This is a genomic window from Jannaschia marina, from assembly GCF_013404595.1.
GTDB lineage: Bacteria > Pseudomonadota > Alphaproteobacteria > Rhodobacterales > Rhodobacteraceae > Jannaschia > Jannaschia marina.
Genome location: NZ_JABVAX010000003.1, coordinates 250,347 through 272,394, shown reverse-complemented (window position 1 = coordinate 272,394; position 22,048 = coordinate 250,347). Strand labels below are relative to the sequence as shown.

The 22,048-nt window shown below is 68.6% G+C and carries 19 protein-coding genes; 8 read left to right on the top strand and 11 right to left on the bottom strand.

Translation table 11 applies throughout. From position 1 onward, the window contains the following. Positions 1 to 40: 40 nt before the first annotated feature. Both HSX43_RS07735 and HSX43_RS07730 read left to right on the top strand, forming a co-directional pair. Positions 41 to 2,230 (top strand): 3-hydroxyacyl-CoA dehydrogenase NAD-binding domain-containing protein, encoded by a 2,190-nt coding sequence (locus tag HSX43_RS07735; RefSeq protein ID WP_179379530.1) that lies wholly within the window; start codon positions 41 to 43, stop codon positions 2,228 to 2,230. Between the two features lie 232 nt (positions 2,231 to 2,462). Then, positions 2,463 to 2,828 (top strand): hypothetical protein, encoded by a 366-nt coding sequence (locus HSX43_RS07730; protein ID WP_179379529.1) that lies wholly within the window; start codon positions 2,463 to 2,465, stop codon positions 2,826 to 2,828. Here HSX43_RS07730 and HSX43_RS07725 read toward each other — a convergent pair whose 3' ends face one another. The 3 genes from HSX43_RS07725 to HSX43_RS07715 form a co-directional block, all read right to left on the bottom strand. Beyond that, the gene (locus HSX43_RS07725) at positions 2,829 to 3,395 is read right to left on the bottom strand and encodes a Hint domain-containing protein (protein WP_179379528.1); all 567 of its coding nucleotides are present in this window, start codon (positions 3,393 to 3,395) and stop codon (positions 2,829 to 2,831) included. A gap of 113 nt (positions 3,396 to 3,508) precedes the next feature. Further along, positions 3,509 to 4,153, bottom strand: coding sequence for a sulfotransferase family 2 domain-containing protein (locus HSX43_RS07720; protein WP_179379527.1), 645 nt, complete (start codon positions 4,151 to 4,153; stop codon positions 3,509 to 3,511). Next, positions 4,150 to 5,052, bottom strand: a complete 903-nt coding sequence (locus tag HSX43_RS07715; RefSeq protein ID WP_179379526.1) for a DMT family transporter — start codon at positions 5,050 to 5,052, stop codon at positions 4,150 to 4,152. The genes HSX43_RS07720 and HSX43_RS07715 overlap by 4 nt, the downstream gene beginning before the upstream one ends. 80 nt (positions 5,053 to 5,132) lie before the next feature. Here HSX43_RS07715 and HSX43_RS07710 point away from each other — a divergent pair, with 80 nt between their 5' ends. After that, the gene (locus HSX43_RS07710) at positions 5,133 to 6,758 is read left to right on the top strand and encodes an AMP-binding protein (protein ID WP_179379525.1); all 1,626 of its coding nucleotides are present in this window, start codon (positions 5,133 to 5,135) and stop codon (positions 6,756 to 6,758) included. After that, positions 6,755 to 7,744, top strand: a complete 990-nt coding sequence (locus HSX43_RS07705; RefSeq protein WP_179379524.1) for a hypothetical protein — start codon at positions 6,755 to 6,757, stop codon at positions 7,742 to 7,744. Before HSX43_RS07710 ends, HSX43_RS07705 begins: the two co-directional genes overlap by 4 nt. 99 nt (positions 7,745 to 7,843) lie before the next feature. Here HSX43_RS07705 and HSX43_RS07700 read toward each other — a convergent pair whose 3' ends face one another. Beyond that, on the bottom strand, positions 7,844 to 10,090 hold the full coding sequence (locus tag HSX43_RS07700) for a glycosyltransferase family 2 protein (RefSeq protein ID WP_179379523.1): 2,247 nt from the start codon (positions 10,088 to 10,090) through the stop codon (positions 7,844 to 7,846). Then, positions 10,087 to 11,139, bottom strand: coding sequence for a glycosyltransferase family 2 protein (locus HSX43_RS07695; protein WP_179379522.1), 1,053 nt, complete (start codon positions 11,137 to 11,139; stop codon positions 10,087 to 10,089). Before HSX43_RS07695 ends, HSX43_RS07700 begins: the two co-directional genes overlap by 4 nt. 154 nt (positions 11,140 to 11,293) lie before the next feature. Here HSX43_RS07695 and HSX43_RS07690 point away from each other — a divergent pair, with 154 nt between their 5' ends. After that, the gene (locus HSX43_RS07690; protein WP_179379521.1) at positions 11,294 to 12,274 is read left to right on the top strand and encodes a phosphoadenosine phosphosulfate reductase; all 981 of its coding nucleotides are present in this window, start codon (positions 11,294 to 11,296) and stop codon (positions 12,272 to 12,274) included. A gap of 3 nt (positions 12,275 to 12,277) precedes the next feature. Here the strand turns inward: HSX43_RS07690 and HSX43_RS07685 are convergent, their stop codons facing one another. From HSX43_RS07685 to HSX43_RS07660, 6 genes are all read right to left on the bottom strand, one after another. Next, positions 12,278 to 12,700: a hypothetical protein gene (locus HSX43_RS07685; RefSeq protein ID WP_179379520.1), complete on the bottom strand. Its 423-nt coding sequence runs from the start codon at positions 12,698 to 12,700 to the stop codon at positions 12,278 to 12,280. 32 nt (positions 12,701 to 12,732) lie between these two features. Continuing rightward, positions 12,733 to 14,514: an SLC13 family permease gene (locus tag HSX43_RS07680; RefSeq protein ID WP_179379519.1), complete on the bottom strand. Its 1,782-nt coding sequence runs from the start codon at positions 14,512 to 14,514 to the stop codon at positions 12,733 to 12,735. Positions 14,515 to 14,521: 7 nt separating this feature from the next. After that, positions 14,522 to 15,337: a TIGR00282 family metallophosphoesterase gene (locus tag HSX43_RS07675; protein WP_179379518.1), complete on the bottom strand. Its 816-nt coding sequence runs from the start codon at positions 15,335 to 15,337 to the stop codon at positions 14,522 to 14,524. A gap of 146 nt (positions 15,338 to 15,483) precedes the next feature. After that, a complete protein-coding gene (locus tag HSX43_RS07670; RefSeq protein ID WP_179379517.1) occupies positions 15,484 to 16,647 on the bottom strand; it encodes a carbohydrate ABC transporter permease in 1,164 nt (387 codons plus the stop codon). A 21-nt stretch (positions 16,648 to 16,668) separates the two neighbouring features. After that, the gene (locus HSX43_RS07665) at positions 16,669 to 17,685 is read right to left on the bottom strand and encodes a carbohydrate ABC transporter permease (protein ID WP_179379516.1); all 1,017 of its coding nucleotides are present in this window, start codon (positions 17,683 to 17,685) and stop codon (positions 16,669 to 16,671) included. A gap of 364 nt (positions 17,686 to 18,049) precedes the next feature. Beyond that, positions 18,050 to 19,270, bottom strand: a complete 1,221-nt coding sequence (locus tag HSX43_RS07660) for an ABC transporter substrate-binding protein (protein ID WP_179379515.1) — start codon at positions 19,268 to 19,270, stop codon at positions 18,050 to 18,052. Between the two features lie 214 nt (positions 19,271 to 19,484). Between HSX43_RS07660 and HSX43_RS07655 the strand changes: the two genes are divergently transcribed. From HSX43_RS07655 to HSX43_RS07645, 3 genes are all read left to right on the top strand, one after another. Further along, positions 19,485 to 20,450: a nuclear transport factor 2 family protein gene (locus HSX43_RS07655; RefSeq protein WP_179379514.1), complete on the top strand. Its 966-nt coding sequence runs from the start codon at positions 19,485 to 19,487 to the stop codon at positions 20,448 to 20,450. Positions 20,451 to 20,516: 66 nt separating this feature from the next. Continuing rightward, positions 20,517 to 21,428, top strand: coding sequence for an N-acetyl-gamma-glutamyl-phosphate reductase (argC, locus tag HSX43_RS07650; protein WP_179379513.1), 912 nt, complete (start codon positions 20,517 to 20,519; stop codon positions 21,426 to 21,428). Between the two features lie 68 nt (positions 21,429 to 21,496). Then, positions 21,497 to 21,976 (top strand): hypothetical protein, encoded by a 480-nt coding sequence (locus tag HSX43_RS07645; protein ID WP_179379512.1) that lies wholly within the window; start codon positions 21,497 to 21,499, stop codon positions 21,974 to 21,976. Positions 21,977 to 22,048 lie beyond the last annotated feature (72 nt).

Below are 22,048 nucleotides of genomic sequence, written 5' to 3'. Positions count from 1 at the left end.
CGGCCCGCTCTCCCCGAGACACCAAAGACCGAGAGAGACCATGACCGACTTCACCCTGCAGAAAGACGACGACGGCATCGCGACCATCACCTGGGACGTGAAATCCAAGTCGATGAACGTGCTGAGCCTGGAGGGCTGGGACGACCTCGACGCCTGCGTGACGGACGCGCTGGCCGACGAGGCCGTCAAGGGCATCATCATCACCTCCGGCAAGGACACCTTCGCCGGCGGCATGGACCTCAACGTCATCGCCAAGATGAAGGCCATGTCGGGTGACGAGCCCGCCAAAGGCCTGATGGAGGGGCTGATGAAGTCCCACGGGATCCTGCGCAAGATCGAGCGCGCGAACCTCGACGCGAAGACAAACAAGGGCGGCAAGCCCGTGGCCTGCGTCCTGCCGGGCACGGCGCTCGGCATCGGTTTCGAGATCCCGCTGGCCTGCCACCGCATCTTCGCGGCCGACAACCCGAAGGCCAAAATCGGCCTGCCCGAGATCATGGTCGGCATCTTCCCCGGCATGGGCGGCACCACGCGCCTGACGCGCAAGCTAGGGGCCATGGCGGCCTCGCCCTTCCTGCTCGAGGGCAAGCTCTCCGATCCGAAGAAGGCCAAGGCCGCGGGGCTCATCGATGAGGTCAGCGCCGACCCGATGGCCGACGCGCGCGCCTGGGTGCTCCAAGCCACCGACGCCGACATCGTGAAGCCCTGGGACGCGAAGGGCTACAAGATGCCCGGCGGGGCCCCCTATCACCCCGCGGGCTTCATGACCTTCGTCGGGGCCTCGGCTATGGTGAACGGCAAGACGCAGGGAGCCTTTCCAGCGGCCAAGGCGCTCCTCTCGGCCGTCTACGAGGGCGCGATGGTGCCCTTCGACACCGCGCTCAAGATCGAGGCACGCTGGTTCACGCAGGTCCTGATGAACCCCTCGTCCGAGGCGATGATCCGCTCGCTCTTCATCAACAAGGAGGCGCTCGAGAAGGGCGCGAACCGCCCCGACGTGGCGGACGAGAAAGTGAAGAAGGTGGGCGTCCTCGGCGCGGGCATGATGGGCGCGGGCATCGCCTACGTCTCGGCCAACGCGGGCATCGAGGTCGTGCTGATCGACCGGGAGCAGGCTGCCGCGGACAAGGGTAAGGCCTACTCCGAGGGCATTCTCGACAAGGGCATGTCGCGCAAGAAAGTGACGCAGGAGAAGAAGGACGAGGTCCTCGGCCGCATCACCGCGACCACCGACCTGCAGGCGCTCAAGGGTTGCGACCTGATCGTCGAGGCGGTCTTCGAGGACGTGGGCGTTAAGGCCGAGATGACGAAGGCCGTCGAGGCCATCGTCGGCGACGACGCGATTTTCGCGACCAACACCTCAACCCTGCCGATCACCGAGCTTGCCAAGGCGAGCGTCCGGCCGGAGCAGTTCATCGGCATCCACTTCTTCTCGCCCGTCGACAAGATGCTGCTGGTGGAGATCATCAAGGGCAAGGAGACCGGGGACCGCGCTGTTGCCAAGTCGCTCGACTACGTGCGTCAGATCCGCAAGACGCCGATCGTCGTGAACGATGCGCGGTTCTTCTACGCGAACCGCTGCATCATCCCCTACATCAACGAAGGCATCCGCATGGTCGCCGAGGGCGTGTCGCCCTCGCTGATCGAGAACGCCGCCAAGCAGCTGGGCTTCCCGCTCGGCCCGCTTCAGCTGGTGGACGAGACGTCCATCGACCTCGGCGTCAAGATCGCCGTCGCCACCAAGGCCGCCATGGGCGACGCCTATCCCGACGGCGCGGTGGACGAGGTTCTGTTTGCGTTCAAGGACGCGGGCCGTCTGGGCAAGAAAAACGGCGCGGGCTTCTACGACTACGACGAGAAAGGCAAGCGTCAGGGGCTCTGGGGCGAGCTTGGCGCGCGCTACCCGCTGGCCGAGGACCAGCCGGACCTGCACGAAGTCCAGAACCGCCTGATGTTCGCGCAGGTGCTGGAAGCCGTTCGTGCGCTGGAGGAAGGCGTGCTGGAGGACATCCGCGAGGGCGACGTCGGCGCAATCCTGGGCTGGGGCTTCGCGCCCTGGTCGGGTGGCCCCTTCAGCTGGCTCGACATCGTGGGCTCCGCCTGGGCGGCCGAGACCTGCGACGCGCTCACGGCCGAGCACGGCGCGCGCTTCGAGACGCCGGCGCTCCTGCGCAAGATGGCCGAGGGCGGAGAGAGCTTCTACGGCGCGTCCGCGCAGGCCGCGGCCTGATCCGGTCCGGGGCGGCCGAGGTCGCCCCGATCCCCCCTGCCCGGCGCGGTACTTCTGCCGGTGCCGTGGCGAATGAGTATTTTCGGCAGGAAGAAACCCGACGGGGTGGCGGAGATCCGCCTGCAGACCGCCCGCGCCCCGATTGTTTCGTCTCCGTGCCCGCAGCGTTTCACCTTCCCGCCCGAATCCGGCGGCACGGTCTTCCCGTAACCCCACGAACGGGAGACGGGACATGAAACCCAAAGCATATCTCATCGTGGTCGCGCTTCTTGCCGGCAGCGCGACCACGGCGCAGGCGCTCGACTTCACACGCATCAGGTCGGAGCACGCCTTCCGGACCTTCGTCGTCGACCGCACCCTCTCGGACGAGTTCGGCGGCACGATGGTCTTCGCCGGCAACGGCGGGATCGGCGGACGCAAGGACCGCTCGACCGTCTCGGGCGGCTGGGTCTGGAACAACGAGGCGCTCTGTCACCGCACGCGGCTCGACGGACTGGAGGTCGAGACGGACTGCAAGCATCTCTACATCCGCGGCAACCTGATCGTCATGCAGCAGAAGCGCGGCCGCTCCTCCGAGGAAAGCTGGACGCTGAACTGATCAGCCCCTGAGCGGCGGCTCTCCGGCGGCGTGCATCGCGTGATAAGCCTCGCGGGCCAGGTCGACGGCGACCACCGCGCCCTCGCTGCCCTCGACTTCGCAGGCGGCCCCCTCGGCCTCGACCACGGCCGGGATGCCGAAGGACAGACCGTGGTAACAGAGATCGGCCAGCGGACGCTCGACGATGAGGCCGCGCAGGCCCACGAGGTCACGCAGCATCACCGAGATCTCCTCGACCTCGCAGATCCGGTGGACCGTCGGCCCGGAGAGCAGCACCCGAAGATCGGGTGCGAGCCGCAGGGGCCGCGGGTTGCCGAGGCTGCCGACGGGCACGCGGATCGGCCAGGCGGGCCGGTCGTAGGTCCATTCCGACCGGGCCTGACGGCGCGTGTCGACGCGGGCGATCCGGCGCGGGCCACTGCGGGTCAGCACGGCATCGCCGACGGCGAGTCCCTCCACCGGCCGCTCGCCCTCGGGTGTGGCGAGGCGGGTGCCGGGGGTGAAACGGGTCGCGACGGGAGCGATCACGGGAAAGGCGTCATGGGTGAAGAGGCGTTGTTCCGACATCGGGTTTCTTTCGTCCCTTGGGTGTTGCGGCAGACACCGGCGCGAGACTGCCGGCTTCGGGCTGGCGGATGCGGGAAAATACGCCACGCCGGACACGGACGGCGGGAAAACGCTCAAAGATCGCCGTCGAACCGGTAGGAAAACGCCGAGATGTCGTCTGCGCAGATTTCCGCCAGATGGTCTCGCGTCTCAGCGTCGTAGTAGCCCCGCCAGTCGCGTGCCCGCGCGGAGGTGTTGACGACCGGCAGCGTCAGGTCGAAGCCGAGCAGCGCGGTGAACGGCGCGAGATCGGTATCGAGACGTTCGAGCCGGATGAATATCGGGTCGCGCCCGCCCGCGACGTAGCTCGCATAGGGCGCGCGGCGGAAGCTCTCCGAGATCTGCGGATCCCGCACGAAAGCAGAGAAGTCGAGGGCGCGGGCGGTCTCGACGGCGGGATGGTCGAAGGTCTGTACCCGGAGCCAGTGGTAGTAACTGACCATCCTGTCCCAGGGGTTGCGCACCAGCATGACCGGGCGCAGCGCAGCCAGAACGTCGTCGGGGACGAGGCCACGCACATCCCGCAGGGTCGAATGTTTCCAGAGCCGTCCCGCCGTGCGCGCGCCCTTCAGACGCCCCCGGCGCCGGAGGGCCTTGGGCGTGTCGCCGATCAGGATGTCGTCGGCCCGCGCCCGCGCCTCCAGCGCAAGCGCCATGGCGGTGCCCCCGGTCTTGGGTGCATGCACGAAGACATAGCCGCGCCCGGGGCTCAGGATCATCGCGCCGTGGCCTCCGCCGCATCGTCGCGCCCCCGGAGCGCGATCAGGCTGCCGGCGAAGGAAATGAGGGCCAGGCCCAGAAGCCCGAGCGGTCCGGTCCCCTGCCCCAACAGGAGCCAGCCGAAGAGTGCCGAGAAGCCGAGGACGGAGAACTCGAAGACACTCGCGTGCGAGGCCTCCGCCAGCTGGTAGCCGCGCACCAGGAGGAAGACGCCGATCAGGCTGCCGACCGACTGGAGGAGGAGGATGCCCCAGACCTCTGCCGTGGGGACGACGAAGCCGCGGGTGAGATAGGTGTCGCCGTCCCCCGTCAGGAGGATGCCGCCGAGGCCCCAGAGGGCCTGGAAGGCGAAGATGCCGAGGGTCAGCTCCATCGTGCCTTCCTGTCCGCACCACTCGCGCGTCGCGATGGCCGAGACCGCGTAGAAGGCCCCTGCCGCGGCGGGCACGAAGGTGAGGATGGTGATCTGCGTCGGGTCGGGCGAGAGCACGAGGACGACGCCGAGGAACCCGATGAGGGCGGCCGCCACCCGCACCGGCCCGACGCGCAGTCCGAAGAGAGCAACCGAGAAGATAAGGATCCAGATCGGCGCGGTGAAGAGGCCGGCCGCCGCCTGCGCGACGGGCATGAAGCCGATCGCGCCGAAGTAGATCATCAGAGCCGTCGCGTTGAAGGCCGATCGTGCGATCACGCCGCGCCAGTTGCGGACGCGCAGGCCCTGTCGCGTGACCAGGAGGAACGCACCCGCCAGCGCGAACATCATCAGCGCGCGCAGGAACTGGAACGTCCAGAGACTGGAGCTTTCGGCGAGGAGGGTGATGTACTGGTCGATGAAGCCGATGATGGCCATCGCCGCGAGGATCGCGCCGCCCGCGGCCAGGGGTCTGTTCTGTTGCACCGGCACCCTTCCCCTTGTTCTCGCTCGGACCTGCGCGCAGTAATGGCATCAAGGTAACGCGTGCGAAAGGGAGGCATCCCATGGGTTGGATGCAGGACGAGACCGGGCTGGACCGCTGCGCTGCGAACCATGTGCCGCTGACGCCGCTTTCGCATCTGGAGCGTGCCGCCCGCGTCTGGCCCGCGCGCGAGGCGCTGGTCTACGGCGACCGGCGCTGGACCTATGCCGAATACCGTGACCGGGTGACCCGGCAGGCCGCGATGCTCGCCGATCTGGGCGTCGGACTCGGCGACGTGGTGGCGACGCTCCTGCCCAACGTGCCGGCGCAGGTGGAGGCCTCCTTCGGGGTGCCGGCTTGTGGCGGCGTGCTCAACACGATCAACACGCGGCTCGACGTAGACACGGTGGGCTACATTCTGGGTCACGGCGGCGCAAAGGTGCTTCTGGTCGACAGCCAGTTTCTCGACCTTGCCGAAAGCGCCTGCGCTGCGCTCGACGCGCCACCGCGGATCGTGGAAGTGCCCGACACGGGCCACCCGGCCTCGGGGCGGCATCCGCTCTACGAGGATCTGCTGGCCGCGGCGGACGCCGATTTCGACTGGATCCATCCGGCCGACGAATGGGAGAGCCTGTCGCTCAACTATACCTCCGGAACGACCGGGCGGCCGAAGGGCGTCGTCTATCATCACCGGGGGGCCTATCTGATGACGATGGGCACGGTCGTCAGCTGGCGCATGGTGCTCTATCCGCGGCTGCTGGTCGTGGTGCCGCTCTTTCACTGCAACGGCTGGTGCCACAGCTGGATGATGCCGCTCGTCGGCGGTACCGTCGTCTGCCTGCGCGACGTGACGGCGGCGGCGGTCTTCGACGCGCTCGCCGACGAGGGCGTGACCCATTTCGGCGGCGCGCCGATCGTGCTCAACACCCTCGTGAATGCGCCCGAGGACGCCCGGCGTGATTTCGACCACACCGTCGAGGTCTATACCGCCGGGGCCCCGCCGCCCGCCGCGACACTGGCCCGGATGGAGGCACTCGGTTTCAACATCACCCACGTCTACGGCCTGACCGAGACCTACGGCCACGTCGTCGAGAACGTCTGGCAGCCCGGCGACTGGGACGCGCTCGACGCGACCGACCGGGCGGCGATGAAGGCGCGGCAGGGCGTGGCCTACCCGATGATGGAGGGCGTCGACGTCTTCGACGAGGATGGCCTCCCGGTGCCCGCCGACGGCGAGACGCAGGGCGAGATCGCCATGCGCGGCAACGCGGTGATGAAGGGCTATCTCAAGAACCCCGAGGCGACGGCGGAGGCGTTCCGCGCGGGCTGGTTCCGCTCCGGCGACCTCGGGGTGAAGCATCCCGACGGCTACGTCCAGATCCGCGACCGCGCGAAGGACATCATCATCTCCGGCGGCGAAAACGTCTCGAGCGTGGAGGTCGAGAGCGCGCTGATGCACCACGATGCGGTCTCGCTCTGTGCCGTGGTGGCGCAGCCCGACGACAAATGGGGCGAGGTGCCCCATGCCTTCGTCGAATTGCGCGAGGGGGCCGACGTGGACGCCTCCGAGATCATCACCTTCGTGCGCGGCCGCCTTGCCGGCTTCAAGACGCCCAAGGCCGTGACCTTCGGCCCCCTGCCCAAGACCTCGACCGGCAAGATCCAGAAATTCGTCCTGCGCGAGCGCGTGCGCGGCCCGGCCGCATGACGGCACTCGACGGGCTGGACCGACTGGAAGCACCGGGCCTCTGGCGACCGGGCAAGGACGAGCAGCGCCGGGACGTCTACGTCACCGTGGGCGACGCCGAGCTGGTGATCGAGGACAAGACCGGTACCGCGCTCTCTCACTGGTCGCTGCCGGCGCTCGTGCGGGTGAACCCCGGGGAGTCCACGGCAATCTATGCGCCCGCCGAAGGCTCCGACGAGCACCTCGAGATCACCGAGCCCGAGATGATCGCCGCGCTCGAACGGGTGCGCGCCGCCGTCGAGATGGGCCGCCGGCGGCCCGGCGCGCTCAGGCGGCTGACCCTGGGGCTCGTTCTTGGCTTCGCGACCGGCATCGCGATCCTCTGGCTACCCGGCGCGCTTCGCACCCATGCGGCGAATGTCGTGCCGACGGCGCAGCGGGCCGAGATCGGGCGCGCGATGCTCGACGAGGTGGCCGCCCTCACCGGTCCGCCCTGCGGCAACCCGCTCGGCAACGAGGCGCTGGCGCAGTTTCGCGATCGGCTCTTCCCGACGACGCCGCTCCGGCTCGTCGTACTGCGCGACCTGCCGCAACCGGCGCTCACCCTGCCGGGCGGGATCCTTGCGCTCTCGGATTCGGTCATGGTGGTACAGGACGACCCGGATGTGGCGGCGGGCCACGCCCTTGCCGCCGTCGCGGCCGCGCGGGCGGCATCGCCGCTGGCCGACTTCCTCGACGAGATGTCCTTCGTGAACCTCGTGCAGATGCTCACGACCGGCGAAACCCCCGACCGCGCCGTCGTCGCCCATGTCGAGCGGCTCCTGCTGTCCGAACCCGACCTTCCCGACCCCGGGGTTCTGCGCCCGCTCTTCGACGCGTCGCGGATCGCCTGGTCCCCCTATGCCCGCGCGACCGGACAGCCGGAGGGCGATGCCACGCCGTCCGAAATGCCCCCGGCGATGGACGACACCCGCTGGCAGGCCCTGCGCGAGATCTGTTCGGCATAAATCGCTTCGGTCATCCTCGGGCTCGACCCGAGGATCTCCCGCCTTGCGCCCGAGGTGGTCGGGTCAGGCCCGACCAAGACGCGCGTTCTCCGAGTGAGCCTAGTGCGTCGTCTCCTCCACGTCTCCGACGGTGAAGAAGAAGTCCGGGGCCTGCTCCTCCTGCCAGACCGCATCGGGCACGCTGTCGGGGCCGGCGAGGAAAACGTTCGAGCCGAAGTGCCGATGCATCCGGCTGAGCCGTTCCATCCGGGGCCCCGTGATCTCCGCGTAGAAGGCGGCGAAGGCGTCACCGCCCCGCAGCTCGTCGATGCGGCGGCGATGGGCGGCGACGCAGGCCTCGTGCTGTTCCGCCACACCCGGCAGGGCCTTCAGCGCCGCAAGCTCCGCCTCGAGCGCGGGCAGCATCCGCTGGATCGAGCGATCCTGCTCAGCGTTGTTGTTCATCCGGAACCAGTAGCCCAATCCCTGATCGCGCTCGACGTGGTTGACCCGGCCCCGGTCGCGCTTGACGAGAAAGCTCTCGGCGTCGCGCACCGCGTAGTGGTTGAGCGTCACGAGGTCGTAGCCGTAGGTCTCGACCGAGGACCGCCAGCCGGTGCGAAGCATCTCCTTGGGCATTGGTGCACCCGAGCCGTTGACCCAGGAGATCTGCTCCCAGAGATCGGGCTTCAGGCCCTTCGGCCGGTGGACACCCATCTTGCGGTAGATGCCGTTGTTGCGGAAGAGCGTCTTGAACCCCCAGGCCTGGTGCGGCTTGCGGATGAGTTCGGGCGCGCACCGGTCGAAGCGCGCGGGCGTCGGCATGTCGACGAAGTCGTGCAGGTCCGAATTGCCGAAGAGCCGCCACGTCATCGAGATCATGTTGGCATCCCCCACGGCGGCGTAGAGATCGCGCAGATGCCCCTGCCCCGCGTGGATGTTGATGAACTCGTCCACGTCCATGCAGACGGCCCAAGCGGCGCGCGCCATGATCGGCTCGGCCTCGGCCGCCGCGAGGGCGGCGTGCTGGGGCTTCATCCCGCTCCCGCGGAAGGGGTTGTCGCGGTGGGCGAGGATGCCCTCGGCCTGCAGGAGGTCAAGGAGCGTGTCGGTCCCGTCGGTGCAATCGTTCGTGTAGACGATGAAATCGTCCACCCCGATCGCGCGGTGGTAGGCGATCCATTCGAGGACGAAGGGCCCCTCGTTCTTCATGCAGGTCACGATGGCCGTCCGCCCCGGCACGGCGGCGGCGAGGCCCGTCGGGGCGGGCACGTCGTTGACCGGCGGCAGGATCGGGTCGGCCCCGAAGTGGTCGCGCGCAAAGGCGAGGAGATCGTCGTCCACGACGAGGCCCGCCTTCGGGGCAAGCGGCAGGCCCTCGTCCTCGGAGCAACGCGCTGCCATGGCGCGGTAGAAGAAGGCGACGTCGCCGGGCTCCGGCGTCACGCTGCCGACGCGGACCAGGCGGAAGGGCGCGTCCTCGGGCACGCGCGCCGGGGCGGCGACCCAGCGGCGGTTGCCGCCGGGATTGTCGAACTGGTCGCAGATATGGTCGCCGAAGGCCGGCGCGCGCCCCTTGCGGATGCGCCACGGGTAGATGCGCCGCCCGACGAGCTGCACGACACCCGAGGCCGCGGAGGTGACGAGATCGAAGGCCCTGTGGCCCTCGGGGGTCGGGGCGAGCAGGTCCGAGACCTCGAGGAAGGCGACGGCCCGCGCCTGCGTCAGGAACCGCCAGCGCAGCGCCTCCCAGAGGATCATCTGCGCGAACGGGGCGGTCCAGGGATCCGGCGCGGGCAATTTCATGCGGTCCTTGCCGGGCGCGTCGGGGGCCTGGAACGGATGACGCTCGCTGACCTCCTCCGCCCCGAGGGGGATGGGGCTGGTCACGACGATGACGCGCCTCAGCCCCGTCACGGGCGTTCGCGACAGAAGGTCTTCGAGCACGGGAGCCAGCGGGGCCTCCCCGGGTCGGGTCCGGTCGAGGATGAGCGCGGCCTCCGCGCCCTGGGTCTCGACGTGATGTTGCAACCAGTCGTGGACGAGTTCGGGCGTCTCGCCGTTGCGGCTGCCCATGAGGACGTTCAGACCCGCCAGCAGCTCCGGCTCGGGCGTCGCCACCGCGACGCGCGCCGTCGTGCCCGCGAGCGGCAGGGGCGTGTCCGCGCCCCCGGCCCAGACCGCGCGGACCATCAGGGAGTGATTGACCGAGACGACGGAGCGCGGGACGACGCCGTCCCGCGCGGCGATGTTCTTCGGATCCACCCCGCGCCCGAGGAAGAGCCGCAATCCGGTCGCGTCGCCGATCGCATCGAGCACGGTCACGCCATCCACGATTTCCGATCCGAGCTCTCTGATTTCGATCATCTCGCGGCCTCCTCGGCACGGGCGTAGAGGGTGAGCAGATCGCGCCCAAGCTCGGGGGCGGGCGCGCGACTGCCGGAGGCCAGCACGAGCCGCCCGCAGAGGCGCGCACCCTCGCGCGTGGCGAGGATGGCGCGCAGGGCCTCGGCGTGCCAGCCCCGCGCGCCGGCCTCGGCCGTCGCCACGCCGGGGAGACCGCGCAGGCGCGTGGCTTCGGTCTCGAATGCGGGAAGCTGGGGGGCGATCATGGTGCAGCGCGTCTCGTTGAAGTTGCGCTCGACCCAGTACTCGAGACCGACGGGCTTTCCCACGTGGTTCGGCAGGCCCCGGCCGGTCTTGACGAGGAACTCATGCACCGAGCGCGTGGAATAGTGATTGAGCTGCACCATGCGTCCCTCCGGCACCGTCCCGCCACGCCACAGAAGGATCCGCTGCGCCGCGGCGGCGAGCTCGGGCGCGGGCCGGCCGCAGTCGTCGTGCAGGACCGGCGGGGCCGATTGGCGGGGACGGTGGATGCCGAAGCCGGTGAAGGGCCCGGCGCGGCGGAAGAGCGTCTTGAAGAAGGAGCCGAGCGCCGGATAGGCGAGGCCCGGCGGGGCGGCCCGGTCGAAGCGCGCGGGCGTCGCGCCCTCCCCCGGTGTCAGACGTCCGGCACAGCCGAAGAGCCGCCAGGGCAGCACGATAGCATCGGCACCGGAGTTGGCGGCGATCAGCCCCGGCAGGTCGGCGGGTCCGTCAAGGGCGATGAACTCGTCGGTGTCGAGATGCAGCAGCCACTCGGCCCCGGCGCAGGCCGGCGCATCCCAGGCGGCCCGCATCGCGCGCCATTGGGGGCTGCGCCCGCCCGCAGCGCGGATGTCGCCCAAGGGTACGTGGACGACGCCCGCCGGCGCAAGCGCCTTGAGAAGCGCCTCCGTCCCGTCGCGGCAGTCGTTGGTATAGGCCAGGATCGTACCCACGCCGAGTGCCCGCAGATGCGCCACCCATTCGACGATGAAGGGCCCCTCGTCGCGCAGGCAGGTGACGACAGTGATGCGGGGCGTTGGGGGCATGTTTCTCCTCGACGGCCAATCCCGTGCCGGCGCGTCATCATCGCCGATACGGGAACAATGCGGCGGGAATATCAAGCAATCGCGTCCATTTTTGGCCTGAAACCGGAGGCGCGGCGGGCTATCTTGGTAAACGATACCAGAGTCGAGGACTCCCATGCCCGCCCAGACGCCGCCGTTCTCCCGTGCCGATCACCGCGATGCCCTTCTGGCGGCGGCGGGCGATGTCGGCTACCTGCGGCAACTCGGGGACGATCACCTCGCGCTGTTCCGGCCCGGCGGCGATACGCTCGTGGTCTCCTTCGAGGCGCTCGACACCACGCGCGCCCGCGCCGACGGCCTGCCGCTCTCGACGGCGATCGCGCGCAAGCGGGGCTGGGCGACGCTCGACATCATGGCCGAGGGGCGCACCTGGTTCCGCGACGACGCGGTGCACGACTTCTTCGACACGCTGACGGACGATGGCTTCTTCGACGACTACGACGACGTGCTGTTCGTCGGCGGCGGAATGGGGGCCTACGGAGCCGCGGCGCACAGCGTCGCGGCGCCGGGGGCCACGGTCTTCCTGATGCAGCCCTATGCCACGCTCGACCGGGACGTGGCCCCCTGGGAACGACGCTTTCGCGCGGCCTGGGCCCTGCCCTTCGGGCCGCGTTACGGGAACGCCGCGCGGATGATCGACGCCGCCGCGCGCGTCTACCTCGTGACCGACCCGACCGAGACCCGCGACGCGATGCACGCGAGCCTCTTCGACGGCGACCATGTCACCCGACTCGTCGCGCCCCACGCCGGCAGCGACATCCAGGCCCGGCTGGAGGAGATCGGCATCCTGAGGCGGCTTCTGGCCGGGGCCCAGACCGGAAATCTCACGCCGCAACGCTTCGCGCAACTCTGGCGCGCGCGACGGCAGAACCCGGGCTGGCTCATGGGACTTCTGCGCAAGACCGACCGGCTCGACCGGCCCTGGCTCTCGGCGCTGGTGGCGGGTCACATGGTCCGCAAGGGGGCCGGTCCCGCGGCGCGGCGGCGGCTCAACGACGCGCTGTCGCGGCTGGCGAGCGCGGGACGCGAGGCTCCGGGCGATCTGGAGCCGGCCCCCGTGAAAGCCCCCGACCGGCAGCTGCTCGCCGGGGAGTAGCGATCAGCTCTGCTGCTGCTCGAAGCGCACGTTCGGCCCGAGCGGCGCGGCGAAGAGGCGGCGGACGCCGTCCACGTCCGTCACGAAGACCTCGGCCCGCGGCCCGACGCCGGCCGGCGCGGCCTCGATCGTGAAGCGCTGCGGCACCGCACCCTGTTTGAAAGCGACGGTGAAGGGCAGCTGGTAGCCGCAGTCCTCGCCCGAGGTTACGCCCGACCAGTTGCCCGGCGTCCCTTCGGGCCGCTCCACGACACAGCGCGCGCCGTCCGACATACGGATCGTCACGCGGCTCGGGCTCGCCGACACGGCCGCCACGCGAACCTCTCCGGCGGGCACCGGCGCGCCCTGCCCGCTTCCGCCCGCTCCGGGCACGATCGGCTGGCACGCGGCGATAGCGAGGGGCAGAAGAAGAAAGACGGCGCGCATGGGACCCTCCTGTTTGACGTCCGATCCGGGGTTCACAACGGCCAGATCACCGGGATCAGCGCCGAGGACAGAATGGCAACCAGAACGTTGAGCCCGATTCCCACCCGTGCGAAGTCGGTAAACCGATATCCGCCCGGACCATAGACCAGCATGTTCGTCTGATAGCCGATGGGTGTCGAAAAAGCACAGCTTGCCGCCACCATGACCGCCACCACAAAGGGCCGCGGATCGTGCCCGAGCGACACCGCCAGCGCGATCGCGACCGGGGTGATGACCACGGCGACGGCGTTGTTGCTGACGGTTTCGGTCAGCACCATGGTCAGGACCATAATCGAGAGGATGAGGGCGAAGGGCGACAGACCCGAGAGCCAGGGGGCCGCCGCGCCGACGATGAGCTCGACCGCGCCCGAGGCCTGAAGCGCCGCACCGACGGCCAGCATCGCGAAGATCATCGCCAGCAGCCGCCCGTCGACGAAGCCGAACGCCTCGTCGGCGTCGACGCTCCGGGTCAGCAGCACGATCACGGCCCCCATCACGGCAAGCGCGAAGATCGGCGCGAGGTCGAGCGCCGAGAGCGCGACGATGCCCGCCACGGCCAGGATCGGGATCCAGCTGCGTTCGCGCCGATAGGCCTGCTCCCGCGGCTGGTTGACCTCGACGAGGTTCAGATCCTGCGAGAGGCGGGTGATGTCCTCGGCCGCCCCCTCGAGCAGAAGCGTGTCGCCGACGCGCACGACCACGTCGTCGAGCTGACCCGACATGTTGCGGTCCCGCCGGTGCAGCGCCAGCGCATAGACGCCGTAGCGACGGCGCAGGCGCAGGTTGCCGAGACGGCGGCCGACCATCTTCGCATCGGGCGTGATGAGCACCTCGACCGTGGTGGACTCGACGGCGCCGACCTGGTCGAGGCGCTTCAGGTCGGGATTGCGCTGCAGGGTCAGAAGTTCCGCGATCTCCGTGCGCAGGATGACGCGGTCGCCCACCGCCAGCACGACGCTCTTGAGGTCACGCCGCAGCGAGGCGTCGCCGCGCACCACGTCGATCAGCCGCACGCCGTCGCGCTTGAAGAGCTGCACGTCCAGCGCCTCGCGCCCGATGAGGTTCGACTCGGGCGGAATCACGGCCTCGGCGAAGAACTTGGCCGCCTTGCGCGACCCGCCCAGCATCGCGGCCATCGAGGTGCGCTCGGGCAGGAGATGGCGCCCGACGAAGTAGAGATAGGCCATGCCCGCCACGGCCACCGGGATCGCCAGCGGCGAGACCTCGAAGATCGAGAACGGGTCGAGCCCCTGCGCCCGCGCGACCCCGTCGACGAGGAGGTTTGTCGAGGTCCCGATGAGCGTGATCGTCCCGCCGAGGATCGAGGCGTAGCTGAGCGGGATCAGGAGCTTCGACGGCGCGAGGCCCATGGCACCGGCAAGCTGCACGAAGACCGGGATCATCACCACAACGACCGGCGTATTGGCCACGAAAGCCGAGGCGACGAGGACGAAGAGCAGCAGCGTGGCGATGGCAAGGCGCGGGCGCGTGCCCACCTGTCCCTCGGCGAAGCGCGTGAACCAGTCGAGCGCGCCCGTGCGCACGAGGGCCCCCATCAGGAGGAACATCGCCGCGATCGTCCAGGGAGCCGGGTTCGAGAGCACATCGACCGCCGCGTCATAGGGCAGGATGCCGACGGCCAGCAGAAAGGCCGCGCCGGCCATGGCGACGACCTCGGTGGGATAGGTTTCGCGGATGAAGAGGAGGAGCATGACGGCGAGCACGCCGAGCGTCACCCAGGCCTCGCTCCCGTCCGGCAGGTCGAGCCAGCTCATCCGTCGCTCACGCTTCGGGACCGGCCTGCGCGAGCCGCCCGCCCTGGCGAACCTGCGCCACGCGGATGGCGCGGCCCGTCGTGTCGTCGGTCTCGACGAAGAGGCCGCAGAGCGTCGCCTCGCCGCCCGCCGGCTCGAAGCGGTCCCGGGTCATGCCGGTGATGAAGCGGCGCATCGGCTCGGTCTTCTCCATGCCGATGACACTGTCGTAGTCGCCGCACATGCCGGCATCCGACTGGAACGCCGTGCCCTTCGGAAGCAGGCATGCATCGGCCGTCGGCACATGGGTATGCGTGCCCACGACGACGCTCGCCCGTCCATCGCAGAAGTGGCCCATCGCCATCTTCTCCGACGTGGCCTCGCAGTGGATGTCGATCAGACAGGCATCGACCGCCCGCCCGAGCGGATGCGCGGCGAGCACCTGGTCGATGGCGGAGAACGGGTCGTCGTAGGTGCGCGACATGAAGACCTGACCCAGCACCTGCGCCACGAGGAGCCGGCGGCCCGCGATCTCGTAGATGCGCCAGCCGCGGCCCGGCGCGGACTTCGCATAGTTGATCGGGCGCAGGATGCGCGGTTCCTGCTCGATCACCTGCATCATGTCGCGCTGGTCGAAGGCGTGGTCGCCGAGCGTGACGACGTCGGCCCCCGCTTCCAGGAGCGCGCGCGCCTGATTGCCGTTGAGACCACGGCCCGACGAGGCGTTCTCGCCGTTCACGACGACGGCGTCGAGTTTCCAGTCGGCGCGCAGCGACGGAAGCCGGTCGGCCACCGCCGTCCGCCCCGCCCGTCCCATAACGTCGCCGAGAAAGAGGATCCGCATCCTTCGCAGTTACGCCCCTGCCCGACGGGTTGGAAGGGCTTTTGTGAAAAGCCCGTCCGCGATCCTTCGGTGAAGGATCGCCACGGCGGGGACGTCTTCAACGAAGACGTCGGGAAGGCTTTTCCCCGAAAAGCCTTGCGCCGCCCCTAGCCCTTCACCGCGCCCGCGGTCAGGCCCGAGACGATCTGGCGCTGGAAGATCATTACCAGGAGGAACAGCGGGGCCGTGATGCTGACCGCCGCGGCGATCGCCTCGACCTGGTCGGTCGTCGTCGTCTCGCGGTTGAAGTAGCCCGCGATCGCCGGGACCATCGTCTGGTTCGACGCATCGAGCAGGAGGGACGTCACAAGGAAGTCGTTGTAGGCTAGGAGGAAGCTGAAGAGACCGGTCGTGATGACGCCCGGCCACATGACCGGCATGATGACCCAGCGGAATGCCTGAAAGTGGGTGCAGCCGTCGACGCGCGCGCTCTCGTCGAGGTCGACGGGGATGTTCTGGAAGAAGCTGCGCAGCATCCAGATCGTGAACGGCTGGTTGATCGAGACGAGCACCGCGATCACGGCGAGCGGTTGGCCGTAGAGCGTGGGGGCGTTCTCGCCGAGGAAGGGGCGCAGGATCTCGGCGGAGTTGATGAAGACCGGCAGGTAGCCCGCGACCAGAACCGAGGGCGGCAGCGCCCGGAAGATCAGCGCGATGATCAGGATCCAGAAGGCGAAGGTGGAGCCCGACCGCGCGAGGCCGTAGCCCGCGAGCGTGCCCACGGTGAGCGAGACGGTGACGACGCCGAACGTCACGATCATCGAGTTGCGGAAATTCTCGTAGAAGGCGTTCTCGACCCAGACGGCTTCGTAATGCTGTGCCGTCAGACCGATGACCGGCGTCCCGAGCGGGCCGAGCAGGGCATTGAGCGGCGCCGCGACCCAAGGGGCGACGACGAAGAACCCCAGGATGAAGAGCGCCGCGAAACCAACCGAGATGATCGCCCAGCTGAAGACCTTCTGCAGGAAGCCGTCACCCGCGGCCATGGGGCTGAGCCACTTGGTCGCCGCCTTGATCGAGAGCCAGAAGACGAGGATGCCGAGCGCGATGTCGATGACCGAGTAGCCGTTGCCGTCGGCCACGGTGCGCGGACCGATCAGCACGTCCGCCGCCGAGGAGGAGAACGCGTCGACCGGTGACTTGAACGACATCACCAGAACCCAGACGAGCGGGAAGGCTGCCAGCAGGAGCCAGAAGAGCAGGAAGGCGTTCGACGCGAACTTGAGCGAGAACGGCTGCCGCATGGCGCGCGGGAGGGAGGCGTCGGACATGTCTCGGACCCTTCTTTCGGTTCAGCCGCGGTGATCGCGCCAGGTGCGCCGCAGGGGCGCGGCCAGGAGGACGATCACGCCGACCATCGTCAACATCGCGGAAGCCGAGGCCGAGGAGATCTGCCGGTTCCCCGCGTCGTCGGGCTGCAGGTAATCGTAGGTGAGATACTGGAGCGTGATGCGCAGGCTCTCGGACGAGAAGCCGATCACCTCCTCGAAGGCGCGATAGGCGTCCATCAGGTGGATGAGCGTGATGAAGACGATGAGCGGCATCAAATGCGGGATGACGACATAGCGCAGCCGCTCCCACCGCGAGGCCCCGTCGATGATCGCCGATTCCAGCGTATCCTGGTTCACCGTCTGGAGCCCGGCGTAAAAGATGACGAAGGCGAAGGGTGCCACGTGCCAGACGCGGTAGAACATCATCAGGAACTCCACCGCCCAGCCGTTTGCCGCGATGCTGAGGTCGGTGTTGAACCATGCCTCGAGCCAGACGGTCACGATGCCGTCGCCGTAGAAGAGCCAGCGGATCGAGAGCGCGCCGATGACGGGCGTGATGATGAACGGCAGGAGCGACAGGAAGATCACTGGCCCCTTGATGGCCCGCGTCGCGTTGTTGACGACGATCGCGATGGCAAGGCCGAGGCCGAGGACGCAGGGCAGCGTGATGAGCGTGAAAGTGAGCGTGAAGCGCAGCGCCTTCCAGAAGTCGATGGCGAGGATCGCGCCGAAATCGAAGTTCGACAGCGCCCGCGTGAACCGCTCCCCGCCGAGCACGTTCGCATAGGAGCTGAAGCCGACCCATTTCGTCGTCGTGATGATCTCCCCGTTCTCGTCGAGCACCGGGATCGTCTTCACCTCGGTGGTGCACGTCTGCTGCAGGAAACCCGCGGAACAGGTCTCCACCTCCTGCGTGGTGAAGACCGGCTGGGTCACCTGGAAGGAGTTGACGAGCACGGCGACGAGCGGGAAGGCGATGAAGAGCAGCATGAGGAAGACCGAGGGGCCCACGAACATCGCGAATGTCTTGAATTTCATCCGGGCCCTCGCTCACACTGTCCGATCAGCTTTGCATACGTAGTCAGCCGCTGTCACGGCTTTTCGGGACGCGCCGAGGCAGGTGCCGCCGCTTTGCCGCCGCTGGCCCAAAATGCGGGCAGAGCGCGAAATGGCGTGGCTCTCCCCCGCCAACACCGGTGCGAGAGCGGTTCCGGAATCGGTGGAATGCCCATCGCTTGGCCCGCGCAGCCGCCTTTGGGAGCGCTGCAAGTGATAAGTCCGGCGGCTTGCGGCTGCCCCCGGTGCCCAAAGACCCTAAAGACGACCGGCCGACCGTGACGGACGCTCGAAAAGGAACGGGCGACCCGAAGGCCGCCCGTCCCGCTGTCTGTGAGTGTCGTGCTTACTGCAGCAGGCCCGCCTCGCGCGCGGCGGAGGTATAGGCCTCCTCGATCGCGGCGAGCGTGTCCTCGGCCGAGCGGTCGCCGGTGAAATAGGCGTCGAGCTCGTTGCCGATGGCGGTGTGCATCAGGCCCATCTGGCTGGTGGAGGGGTAGCTGACCGGGGCCGGGTCGGCCGTCGCGGTTGCGATCGCGCCGGCGGCCATGTCGTTGGGCTCGTAGCCCGCGACGAGCCAGATCGCGGCCTCGTTGTTAGCCTTCACCATTTCCTCGTCCATGCCCTCCATCGCCACGCGGAAGGCGGCGTCGGCCTCCTCGTCGGTGATGTTCCTGGCGATCACGATGCCGTCCCACCAGAGGGTCGTGGCGGGCGGCCCGCCCTCCATGGCGAGGGGCGCCGCGGCGGAGCCGACCTTGCCGACGACCTGGCTCTCGGCCGGATCCTCCATCGCGCCGCCGCGGGAGCCCCAGAGGTTCGCCATGGCGATCTTGCCCTGCTGGAACTGCTGCTGGACGTAGGTGCTGTCGGAGACGAGATACTCCGGGTCCATGTATTCGGTCAGCGCCTTCATCATCTCGAGCGCCTTGACCCCGGCCTCGGAGTTCACCGCCGGCGTGCTGTCGTCGTTGTAGAACGTGCCGCCGTAGCCGAGGAACATATTGTTGAAGTCCTGCGCGAGGTTCCAGCCCGACTTCATCGTCGCTCCGAGCGGATACTCGACGACGCCCGCCTCCTGGATGGCCGCCGCGGCCGTCAGCACCTCGTCCCAGGTGGTCGGCACCTCGAGGCCCAGTTCCTCGAAGATGTCGGAGCGGTACATCATGTGCTGCGTGTTCACCATCATGGCGACGGCCATGATGTTGCCGTCCACGCGGATGAGTTGGTTCGGGCTAAGGTTCTCGCCGTATTTCTCGACCAGATCGTCGAGCGGACGGATCGTGCCTTCGTTCAGGAGCGGCGTGACCGTACCGTTCGACACGCCGCCGATGGCATAGAGCGACGGGTCGGCCGCGAAGGCCGCCGGCTGCTTGGTGCGGAATTCCTGGTCGAGTTCGGCCGAGACGTTGCCGCATTCGGCCATCGCGTCGGTCATGGCCTTCCAGGCCTCGAACCCCGCGGTGAGCGATTTCACCTCGACCTCGTTCTCGAAGGAACAGGCCGCCATGGCGGTCGTCGCACTCAGCGCGAAGACCCCGGCGAGGGCAAGTTTTCGGATCAGCATCGTTTTCTCCCTGTCGATCGCTGTTTCGTTCGTCCGCGCGGGTCTTCCCGTCGCGTCCCCCCGGACCGGAGCAATCCCGGCACGGGTGGAATTAGACCTTGCGAATGCACTTTCCATTCCGCGCCAACCGGCTAGGATCGGTCCATGCATACGCTTGCAAGGCAGGCTAGCCGCGCCGTCGCGGCACACGCAAGGTGAATCTTGTTGAACGACCATGACTGACTTCCGCACCCGCATCGACGGGGGGCTGGCCGCCCTCCTCACCGACGCCTCCGACGCCGCTGCCGCCGAACTCCTTGCCGAAGACGCCGTCTGGGACATGATGGCCCCGGTCGACACCGTCAGCGGACGCGCGGGTATCGAGACACGGGTGCTCGCCCCCCTGCGCGCGGCCTTCATCGAACCCCGCCGCCGCCCCGAGATGGTCATCGGCGGCGCGAACCGGCGCGACGCGGGCGGTATCTGGGTCGCGGGCTTCGGCCATATCGTCGGCACCCACGTGGCCCCGCTCTGGGGCGTGGCGCCCTCGGGACGGCTCGCCTTCCTGCGCTACGGCGAATTCCACCGCCTCGACCCGGCGGGCGAGCGGATCGTGGCCTCGAAGATCATCCTCGACCTGCCGGACCTGATACGCCAGGCCGGGCGACAGCCCTTCCCCGAACACCTCGGCACCGAGATGCTCTTCCCCGGCCCCGCCACCCACGACGGCGTCTGCCCGATGGCGGGCGACGGTGCCGCGAGCCTCGACCTCGTGGAGCGGATGCTGGGCGATCTGCACCTCTACGATCCCGAGACCGGTGCCTCGAAGGGACAGATCGGCGCGGACGGCACATGGTCGGACGACATGCTCTGGTACGGACCCTCGGGCATCGGGTCGAACTACCGCTGGGCGGGCTTCGTCCGCGACCACCGCGGCCCCTTCCTGCGCGCCTTCCCCGACCGGAAGGGCGGCAACCACTACTGTCGCATCGGCGACGGAAACTATGCCGCCGTCTCCGGCTGGCCGTCGATGACGATGACCCACGCCGCCGACTATCTGGGCCTGCCCGTGACCGGCAAGGCGCTGACGCTCCGGGTGATGGACTTCTACCGCTGCGCCGATGGCCGCATCGCCGAGAACTGGGTGCTGCTCGACTATGTCGATCTCGCCCGGCAGATGGGACACGACATCCTGCACTGAGACCTTGCCCGTTGCGCCCCGCGACGCGACGCCGTATCCGGGCCGGACGCAACGGAAGGATATCCCATGACGACCGCAGTTTTCATCGATGGCGAAGCCGGCACGACGGGCCTGCAGATCCGCGAGCGGCTGACGGGGCGCGAGGATATCCGACTTGTCTCGGTCGACCCGGAGCGGCGCAAGGACGAAAGCGCCCGTCGCGCGGCCTTCGCGGCCGCCGACGTGGCGATCCTCTGCCTGCCGGACGACGCCGCGCGGCAGGCGGTGACGCTGGCCGGGGACACGAAGCTCATCGATGCCTCGACCGCGCATCGGGTCGCCGACGACTGGACCTACGGAATGCCCGAACTGCCCGGCCAGCGGGACCGCATCGCGGCGGCCGCCCGGGTGGCGAACGTCGGCTGCTACGCGACCGGCTCCATCGCCATGCTGCGGCCGCTGACCGACGCGGGGCTGCTGCCTGCGGACCACGGCGTCGTCCTGACCGGGACGTCGGGCTATACCGGCGGTGGCAAGAGCCTGATCGCGGACTACGACGGCGGCACGGGGCCCGATCTCTTCCTCTACGCCATGGGGCAGAGCCACAAGCACGTCCCAGAAATCATGAAATACGGCTGCCTGGAGCGGAAGCCGCTCTTCCAGCCCGCGGTGGGTCGCTTCCCGCAGGGCATGATCGTGCAGCTCCACCTGCACGCGGACCTGCTGCCCGGCGAAGTGGCCGGCCACGAGCGGATCGAGGCCGCACTGCGCGACTTCTATGCCGGTGACCCCTTTGTGAGCGTGGTGCAGCCGCCCGAGCGACTCGACCCGACGGCGCTGCGCGACACGAACCGCATGGAGATATCGGTGAACGGCGACGGCGCGGGCCGGGTGACGGTGGCGGCGCTCCTCGACAACCTCGGCAAGGGGGCTTCGGGGACGGCGGTGCAGAACCTCAACCTGATGATCGGTGCCAAAGAAACCGCGGGGCTGACATAAAGCCATCCAAATTGCGCCGCAAATCTGGGCGACAAGCCTCGGGTCTGCTTTAACCCGAGGTTCCAACGATGTTCCGTTACGCTGCCATTGCCCTGTTGCTCCTCCCCGGTGCCGCCCACGCCCAGAAGACCGTGAGTGTCGCCGACATCGACAACATTCCCCTCGTCGACCCGGCGAATAATGCCGCGCCCGCCGCGCAATCGGCCGGTGACGGCAGCGCGGAGTCGCAGGTCATCACCGTCGATGCAGGCACCCATGGCGACAGTCTCGTCTACGACGGGGCCTCGGTGGAGGAGATCGAGACGCTTCTCACCAATGCGGGCCACAACGCGGCCGTGGCCGACGAAGCCAATGCGCTCGTCGCCCGCGTCACGCAGGACGAGGACGGCACCGAGATCCTGACGCTGGATGTCGCCGGTAACGACGGCATCAACGCGCCCACGCCGGAGGAAGTCGCAAACCTCGAGATCGGCGAGTGCAACGAGGGCACGAACTGGATCACCAACGATATCAACTGCTACAACGCCTATCCGGTCGAGGCCGACTGAGCGGCCCCGCCCGCCCGGCCCATCCGGCAGACAGATCGACGCCGTTGCGGGACATGCCGCAACGGCTTCTTA